Genomic DNA, 7,272 nt, shown 5'->3' with positions numbered 1-7,272 from the left:
AGACGGAGAGATCTCCGTCTTCTTCGTTTTTGTTCTTCATTACAGAAGGATCGTACGGCTCACGATAACGAGCAGAATGAACAATACCAGAATTGTACCCGTAGAGGTCCAGAAACCTCCGCCATATCCAACACCGGACATGTGATAACCTCCTTTGATGATGATGGTGATGTTTTGAAGTTACGGTATATACTATGGCACAGAAGCCCTCTAAGATTAGACACTTACCTATGGCGAAGCAAATTAGGCGCTGGAACGAGTTGGACGAATCATGTATAGTTAATATAGGCAGAGTTATTGCACTATACAATGCTTGAGAGGAGATCTTTACTTGGAATACAAAGGTTTTATGGGCGGATTTTATAGAATCACCGAATGGATTATGCGGATTGCCGGCAGCAACCTGTTATGGCTGCTGTGCTCATCACCGTTTATGATCGTACTTGCAATGAAGCTGTTACTGGTGCTGCAGTCGCCGACTCCTCAACCGGAGACCTTAACGATTTGGGTTATGGGCATTTTGGCACCGTTTACACTGTTTCCAGCAACCTCCGCTTTATTTTCCGTGACTCGGAAATGGGTGATGGGCGAAAGCGACTTGAGTATTATTAAGGTGTATTTCAAAGGGTATAAAGAAAACTACAAGCAAAGCATGATCGGCGGCATTTTCTATACGCTCTTGTTTGCGGTTATGTACGTGGATTATGAAGTCTACATGAACCAGATGAACAATCTGCAGATGATCGGCATGGTGATGTTGTTCTTCCTGCTGATCTTGTTCCTGTCGTTGTTTAACTTCTTCTCACTGGTATCCCATTACCATCTGGGCGCAATTCAATTAATCAAGAACGCGATCCTGTTCACGATTCTTCGGCCGTTCCGGACCTTGTCCACGCTGATTTGCGCCGGTGTCCTAGGATTTCTGACCTTGCGCTTTGGCTGGCTGATTTTCTTCGGCTTCGGCAGCTTGACCGCTTTCGTTGCGTTCTACAACTTCTATATTGCTTACAACAAGATTCAGGAGAAGGTGGAGCGGATGCGCCAGTCCGATGATACGTCGAATGTCAGCAGTTCCGCGCAAGACGACGAGGATTTGGCCTTGGATCTGCCAACGAGTGAGGAGAAGGAAAAGGATTGATTTTTCGACCTGACCTTCCCATCATCTTCCTTGCCCAGTGAGTTTACATTTGCTTAACGAAGCCGTATAATGGGTTTACGTCCTGCGATGTACGTTTCGGTTTCAGTTATTTTGAACCAATGACGGTTATCTCGGGAGACCTAAATTGCGCCATGGCTGAAAGGCCCTATCCATTGGATGTGGGGACTTCAAAAACGTCGCTGCGGTCACCCACCTGCGGGTGCAGGTTCGAGATAATGTAATCGGACGGCATAGGCGGGTCTATGATGTAGTATGTGAGCGGCACCTTGTCCTCTTTTCATGAAGAAAAGGGACAAGGTGCTTTTTTTGTTTGCGCCGAAATGCTCATGCTCGCTTTTGTTTGTCATCTAAGAATGTTAAACTAATAATTAAGAAAAAGTATCCCTATGTAACATGGGGGCCAGGAACGTGAAGGAGGAAGAACAGTTGTCATTCAAGAGAACGCTTACCGGCATTTTCCGCAGCCAGGAAGGAACCAGCGACCGTGCGAAGGTGCCCGAACTCAAAACCAGGTATTATTCATTGTCCAAAGAGAAATGCTGGGAGGAAGTCTCCTCGACCTTGAAAAAAATCCCCGGCTATAAAGTCCTGCATGAGGTGCAGTCCGTTGGTGAGATTACGTTGGAGAAACGGACCAGCCTTGGGCGCGTGATGGATATCACCGTCTCCATCGTATCCACTGGTCCGGTGCGCAGCGCGGTTGATATTTATTCCGCGACGCGTGGATCGATGGGAGACCTGGGCGCGAATTATCGTAACATCCTCCAGCTCTTCTCGGTGTTGGACAAGAAGCTGGCAGCCCATAAAGTGTCCTCGAACTTGTAAAATTCGTTAAACAACGCAAAAAAAAAGCGAGCAGGGAGAAACCTCTCCTACTCGCTTTTCGTTTAGGTTCCGGTATTAAGAGAGCAGCGCTTTAACGGCAGCCACCGGTTTTTCGTAATCCGGATGCTCGGTCATTTCCTTCAATACTTCCACGTATTGAATTTTGTTGTCTTTATCCAGTACAAACACGGCACGCATGTCGAGCGCGAACTCTTTGATCAGCACGCCATAGGCTTTGCCGAAGGAGTTGTCTTTGTAATCGGACAAGGTGACTACCCGATCAACGCCGGCGGCACCGCACCAGCGGGCTTGGGCAAATGGAAGATCGGCGCTGACGGTCAGAATAACCACGTCTTCGCCAAGGCCGGCGGCTTCCTGATTAAATCGGCGCGTTTGCGCGTCGCAGACGCCCGTATCGAGCGAAGGAACCACACTGATCAGCTTGATTTTGCCGGCGTAGTCCTGCAGCGTGGCTTCTTCAAGCAGGTTTTTATTCAAGCGGAAATCCGGAGCCGTGTCGCCGACGTTGAGTTCCGGGCCGATCAGCGTGATCGGATTGCCTTTAAAAGTAGCTACATTTGCGCGTTCTTGGGCCATGTTCATTTCCTCCTAGACAGATGGATTTATTCAATCAAATTTAATTATAATCGTTTTGAAAAGAAAATGTCCAACATTAGGAAAAACATAGGTAAGGAGGATTCCGATGATCTTCTTAAGATACGAAAGCTGGAGAAGTTACCTGCGGTATTATCCCGTGACCTGCTTGCTTTTGGCTGCCAATATCATCATGTTTATCGTACTTGCAATGAACGGGGGTTCCACGAATCCTAATGCGCTGCTTAAGTATGGTGCGCTGACCAATATTCCCGAGTTGGCCGGCCAGGGCTGGCGGTTGTTTACTTCCATGTTCCTGCACCGGGGGTTCGACCACCTGTTTTCGAACTCCTTTGCGATCCTGGTATTTGCGCCGCCGCTGGAGCGTTTGCTGGGTTGGTGGCGTTACGCCCTTCTCTACTTGGGCAGCGGCTTGGTTGGGAACCTGATCAGCATGGGACTCCACCCGGTCGGTACGGATATTCATATCTCCGTTGGGGCGTCAGGCGCTGTCTACGGCGTGTATGGTGCTTTTCTCTATATTGCCCTACTGCAGCGTCATCTGATGGATGAGAGCTCGCGAAAAACGCTGTACAGCCTATTAATTATCGGGGTAATCTATTCGGTATTGGTTCCAAAGATCAATCTGGCGGCTCATCTCGGCGGACTCGTCGGAGGGTTCTTTATCTATGGGTTGATTATCCGATTGTTAAAACGGCGTTGAACCTAAGGAGTGTAAATGGTACATTAAATTTAGAATGGTTCGGAGCACATGCGAAATGGAGCGATCAGATTCGTGGAATTAAGACAACTGCAATATTTTGTGAAAGTGGCGAAAAAAGAGCACGTGACTCAGGCTGCCGAGGAGCTGCATGTCGCTCAGTCGGCGGTAAGCCGGCAAATTCACCAGCTCGAGCAGGAGCTTGGCGTTAATTTGTTTATGCAGAAGGGCAGGAATCTCCATCTCACCGCTGTTGGGCAGCTGTTCTGCAGCCGAGTGGAGATGATTCTTAAGGATCTCGACCGGGCCGTGAGCGAGGTGCACGAATTTCTCGATCCGGAGCAGGGGGAAATCCGGTTAGGGTTCCCGAACAGTCTGGGCATTCATATGATTCCTAGCGTCGTGGCGGAATTCCGCAAGCTGTACCCGAATGTGAAGTTTCGTTTTAGACAAGGCACTTATCCTACATTAATTCGCGATGTCGTATCCGGGGAAATTGATTTGGCGTTTATCTCTCCGTTTCCGGAGAATCATGATCAAGTTACAGGTAATGTGGTCTTGACCGAAGATTTGGTGGGCATTCTGCCGCCGGGGCATCCTTTGGCCGGTGAGCAAAGCATCAAGCTAAGTCAACTCAAGGATGAGAAGTTTATATTGTTCAGCAAAGGGTATTCACTGCGACCGATTGTTTGGCATGCCTGCCTGGAGGCCGGGTTTACGCCGAAAATCGCTTTCGAAGGCGAAGAAACCGATACGATACGAGGATTGGTTGCGGCCGGTATGGGCGTCAGCCTGCTGCCGGAGATGGCACTGTTTCAAAGCTTTACGCTCCAGCCGATTCGAGTGAGGATATCTGAGCCGAAGGTGACGCGTACGATCGGATTAATCCATCGCGCCGACGAGAAGCTGCCGCTTGTGGCGCAATCGTTCCGGATGTTCCTGCTGGAATACTTTGGACTTCAGGTTGATACGCCGCCCAGTCAGTGAAATGAACAGTTATGTAAACGTTTGCTGGATGAAAGGATAACAAAAAGGCTGCACGATTCCTAGCCGGAAGGGCTCGGAAATCGTGCAGCCTTTATTATGTTGTACGATTTATTCGCGGTTGCTCGTGAAAATCAGAATGTAGCGAAGCAACTCCAAAATGGAGATCAAAGCGGCAGCCACATAAGTTAGAGCCGCGGCGTTTAACACTTTGCCGACCCCGCGTGATTCGTTGGGCGAGATAAATCCCTGTTCAAGCATCACCTTACGAGCTCGGCTGCTGGCGTTAAATTCGACCGGCAGAGTGACGATCTGGAACAAGACGGCGGCGGAGAAGAAGATAATTCCGAGCCCAATCAAGTTCAGCGCACCGAAGAGAAAACCGGCTAACAGCAGGAAAGGGGCAACCCCGGATGCAAAATTCACCAGCGGGAACATCCGATGACGCAACACGAGCATCGGGTATTTCTGCTTGTGCTGAATTGCGTGTCCGACTTCGTGACAAGCGACGGCGACTGCGGAAATGGAACTCTCGTAGTATACCGGCTCTGACAACCGGACCACACGGTGAATCGGATCGTAGTGGTCGGTCAGGGCTCCGCGTACCGGCTCGATCGGGACATCATAGAGGCCGTTGGCGTCAAGCATGCGTCTTGCGGCATCGTGGCCGGTCAAACCATATAGGTTTGATACCTTCGCCCATTTGTTAAAAGTGCCTTTGACCCGAAACTGCGCCCACAGGGACAACCCGAAAGCGATCAGAATCGGGATGAGCATCACGTCTGAATACATGAATCATTCCTCCATATGATTTAGTTGTCAAGGATGCAAACAGAGGTTGATTAGAAATATAGGTTAAGAAAAAGGCCCGTGGTTCATTAACAGCCGGATCGCTTCCATACACGCTAAGCTTTGCGGCAACAAATTCGCGAATGCGCGTTTGGCCTGATTCGGCTGTAAGCTGGAAATGAGCGGTTCCAGCTCCTTGACCTCACGTTCCAGCTGCTGCATATGGAGCTCCAGCGAACTCAGCTTCTCGGTCACTTGTACCTCATGAGTCACCCGATTCCATTGATCCAGCTTCTCGCGAATCTCTTCCAACGTATATTTCTCCTGTTTCATTTGATTAATACGTTCAAGCCTGGTTAAGGTTTCAGCACTGTATAAACGATAGTTGGTCTGGGTACGCTTCTCCGGGGAGATCAGCCCGAGCTTTGTGTAATAATCAATCGTCCGCTCGCTGACGTCGGCGGCTTTCGCCAATTCTCCGATCCGGTACAGTTTATTTACTCCAATTCCATCACCTCTTCCGCGATATCCAAAAGATTGCTTCTATAGTTATCTTATTTATTTTCATGATACTTAACAACAAGCATACAGTCAAACGTTATGCTTTATTTTTGTCAGTAACTATAGGACGATGTGTTCAATACCTAACATATTATGTTATATGATTTGCAATAAATCTATTTTTTTTCAAAAAACTATTGTCATTCCTACTTCTTTCGTCTTATAATCACTTTAACAATTCATTTTGTGTAAGGAAACTTAACATTAGGGGAGTGTTAAAGATGAAGAAGAAGTGGCTTTATGGTGGACTCATTTTTCTCGCATCATTTGCTTTTCCAGTATCGGCATTTGCAGCGGAGGGAGAGGTTACCGCTCCGGTTCTGGAGTTGGGCCTGAATTCGCTTTTCGTATTCGTCGCAGCGATGCTGGTGTTCTTTATGCAAGCTGGCTTCGCTTTGCTGGAAGCAGGTACCGTCCGGATGAAGAACGCCGGGCACGTAGCCGGCAAAACGGTCCTTACTCTAGGGATCTCCGTTCTTGCTTGGTGGCTGATCGGTTTTGGTTTCGCCTTTGGCGACGGTAACAGCTTCCTGGGTACGACCGGGTTCCTGTTCGGCGGTGAAGGGGATATCGGTTCCTTTAGCGTATTCGCCGAAATCGGCGTACCGTTAAATCTGATGTTCCTGTTCCAAATGGCGTTTGCTGCCGTATCGCTGGCGATCGCTTGCGGCGGGATGGCGGAACGTGCCAAGCTTAGCGTCTATATCATCTTCGGTACGATCTTTATCGTTATCATTTATCCGATCGTTGCTCACTGGGTATGGGGCGGCGGCTGGCTCGGCAATTTGGGAATGCAAGACTACGCCGGTTCGACGGTCGTTCACTTAACCGGTGCTACAGCGGCTCTTGCGGCAACCATTCTGCTTAAACCACGTCTTGGTAAATACAATAAAGACGGGAAGCCCAACAACATTCCTGGCCATAACCAAGTGTTGACGGTACTCGGCGTCATTATCCTGTGGATCGGCTGGTTCGGTTTTAACCCGGGCAGCGCATTAACTCCTTTGAACGATGGATTCTTTGGTTACGTCCTGATGACAACCAATCTGGCCGCTGCTGCCGGGGCTGTTGCGGCACTGCTCATCTCTTGGGCTGTAATGGGCAAATCGGATATTCCAAGTATGCTGAATGGCGTATTGGCTGCTCTCGTAGCGATTACTGGTTCTTGTGCTTTCGTTGACGCTTGGGCTTCCGTTATCATCGGTGCGGTTGCCGGGATCTTGACATTCTTTACGGCAAGATGGTTTGAACGCGCTGGGTTGGATGATCCGATTTATGCTTTCTCCGTACACGGGATCGCCGGGGTATGGGGCGCGATTTCCACCGGTTTGTTCGCAACACCGGAACTGGCTGAGAAGACGGGCGTAGGTAAAGCCGGCTTGTTCTATGGCGGCGGCTTCGGGCAATTGGGAGTACAGCTGCTTGGGGTGATCGGGACTTTCGCTTTCGTGCTTGTTCTGTCTTTCTTAGTCTTAGGGATCATGAAGTGGACGACGGGGCTTCGCGTCACAGAGGAAGAAGAAACAATGGGTCTGGATATCAGCGAGCATGGTACTTACGGTTATCCTGAACAAATGAACTTGCTGAACAAGAATACTTCGTCCGGCATTCCTGCCGAGTAAGTGAAGATATGGATCCT

9 protein-coding genes and 1 other RNA gene are annotated in these 7,272 nt (G+C 49.2%); 6 read left to right on the top strand and 4 right to left on the bottom strand.

The window, feature by feature from the left end; translation table 11 throughout:
• Positions 1 to 39: 39 nt before the first annotated feature.
• Positions 40 to 141, bottom strand: coding sequence for a sporulation protein YjcZ (locus M0651_RS16655; RefSeq protein ID WP_082691542.1), 102 nt, complete (start codon positions 139 to 141; stop codon positions 40 to 42).
• Between the two features lie 190 nt (positions 142 to 331).
• On the opposite strand from M0651_RS16655, the gene M0651_RS16650 reads away from it, so the two are divergent.
• The 3 genes from M0651_RS16650 (at position 332) to M0651_RS16640 (ending at position 1,984) form a co-directional block, all read left to right on the top strand.
• Positions 332 to 1,138, top strand: coding sequence for a YesL family protein (locus M0651_RS16650; protein WP_248552856.1), 807 nt, complete (start codon positions 332 to 334; stop codon positions 1,136 to 1,138).
• 76 nt (positions 1,139 to 1,214) lie between these two features.
• Positions 1,215 to 1,404: non-coding RNA, 6S RNA (ssrS, locus tag M0651_RS16645), on the top strand.
• A gap of 181 nt (positions 1,405 to 1,585) precedes the next feature.
• Entirely contained in the window at positions 1,586 to 1,984 is a 399-nt protein-coding gene (locus M0651_RS16640; RefSeq protein ID WP_155605041.1) for a DUF1499 domain-containing protein, read from the top strand.
• A 75-nt stretch (positions 1,985 to 2,059) separates the two neighbouring features.
• Here M0651_RS16640 and tpx read toward each other — a convergent pair whose 3' ends face one another.
• Complete coding sequence (tpx, locus tag M0651_RS16635) at positions 2,060 to 2,581, bottom strand: thiol peroxidase (protein WP_248552855.1); 522 nt, start codon at positions 2,579 to 2,581, stop codon at positions 2,060 to 2,062.
• Between the two features lie 106 nt (positions 2,582 to 2,687).
• Between tpx and M0651_RS16630 the strand changes: the two genes are divergently transcribed.
• Positions 2,688 to 3,302 carry a rhomboid family intramembrane serine protease gene (locus M0651_RS16630; RefSeq protein WP_248552854.1) on the top strand — a complete coding sequence of 205 codons (615 nt, stop codon included), beginning with the start codon at positions 2,688 to 2,690 and terminating at the stop codon, positions 3,300 to 3,302.
• 72 nt (positions 3,303 to 3,374) lie between these two features.
• A complete protein-coding gene (gene gltC, locus M0651_RS16625; protein ID WP_248552853.1) occupies positions 3,375 to 4,286 on the top strand; it encodes a glutamate biosynthesis transcriptional regulator GltC in 912 nt (303 codons plus the stop codon).
• Between the two features lie 108 nt (positions 4,287 to 4,394).
• On the opposite strand, the gene M0651_RS16620 is transcribed toward gltC, so the two are convergent.
• Together M0651_RS16620 and M0651_RS16615 are read right to left on the bottom strand one after the other, a co-directional pair.
• Positions 4,395 to 5,075: a zinc metallopeptidase gene (locus M0651_RS16620; RefSeq protein WP_248552852.1), complete on the bottom strand. Its 681-nt coding sequence runs from the start codon at positions 5,073 to 5,075 to the stop codon at positions 4,395 to 4,397.
• Positions 5,076 to 5,138: 63 nt separating this feature from the next.
• Complete coding sequence (locus M0651_RS16615) at positions 5,139 to 5,579, bottom strand: helix-turn-helix domain-containing protein (RefSeq protein ID WP_193415369.1); 441 nt, start codon at positions 5,577 to 5,579, stop codon at positions 5,139 to 5,141.
• Between the two features lie 275 nt (positions 5,580 to 5,854).
• Here M0651_RS16615 and M0651_RS16610 point away from each other — a divergent pair, with 275 nt between their 5' ends.
• Positions 5,855 to 7,255, top strand: coding sequence for an ammonium transporter (locus M0651_RS16610; protein WP_248552851.1), 1,401 nt, complete (start codon positions 5,855 to 5,857; stop codon positions 7,253 to 7,255).
• Positions 7,256 to 7,272 lie beyond the last annotated feature (17 nt).

The organism is Paenibacillus mellifer, from assembly GCF_023195895.1.
Taxonomy (GTDB): domain Bacteria; phylum Bacillota; class Bacilli; order Paenibacillales; family Paenibacillaceae; genus Fontibacillus; species Fontibacillus mellifer.
The sequence above is the reverse complement of the archived record's forward strand: the minus strand, read 5'-3'. Positions and strand labels throughout refer to the sequence as shown.

What these genes read in the sequence shown, in the direction of transcription:
- tpx (WP_248552855.1), bottom strand. Translation starts at nt 2,581, where the DNA reads ATGGCCCAAGAACGCGCAAATGTAGCTACTTTTAAAGGCAATCCGATC.
- M0651_RS16610 (WP_248552851.1), top strand. Translation starts at nt 5,855, where the DNA reads ATGAAGAAGAAGTGGCTTTATGGTGGACTCATTTTTCTCGCATCATTT.
- M0651_RS16655 (WP_082691542.1), bottom strand. Translation starts at nt 141, where the DNA reads ATGTCCGGTGTTGGATATGGCGGAGGTTTCTGGACCTCTACGGGTACA.
- M0651_RS16630 (WP_248552854.1), top strand. Translation starts at nt 2,688, where the DNA reads ATGATCTTCTTAAGATACGAAAGCTGGAGAAGTTACCTGCGGTATTAT.
- M0651_RS16620 (WP_248552852.1), bottom strand. Translation starts at nt 5,075, where the DNA reads ATGTATTCAGACGTGATGCTCATCCCGATTCTGATCGCTTTCGGGTTG.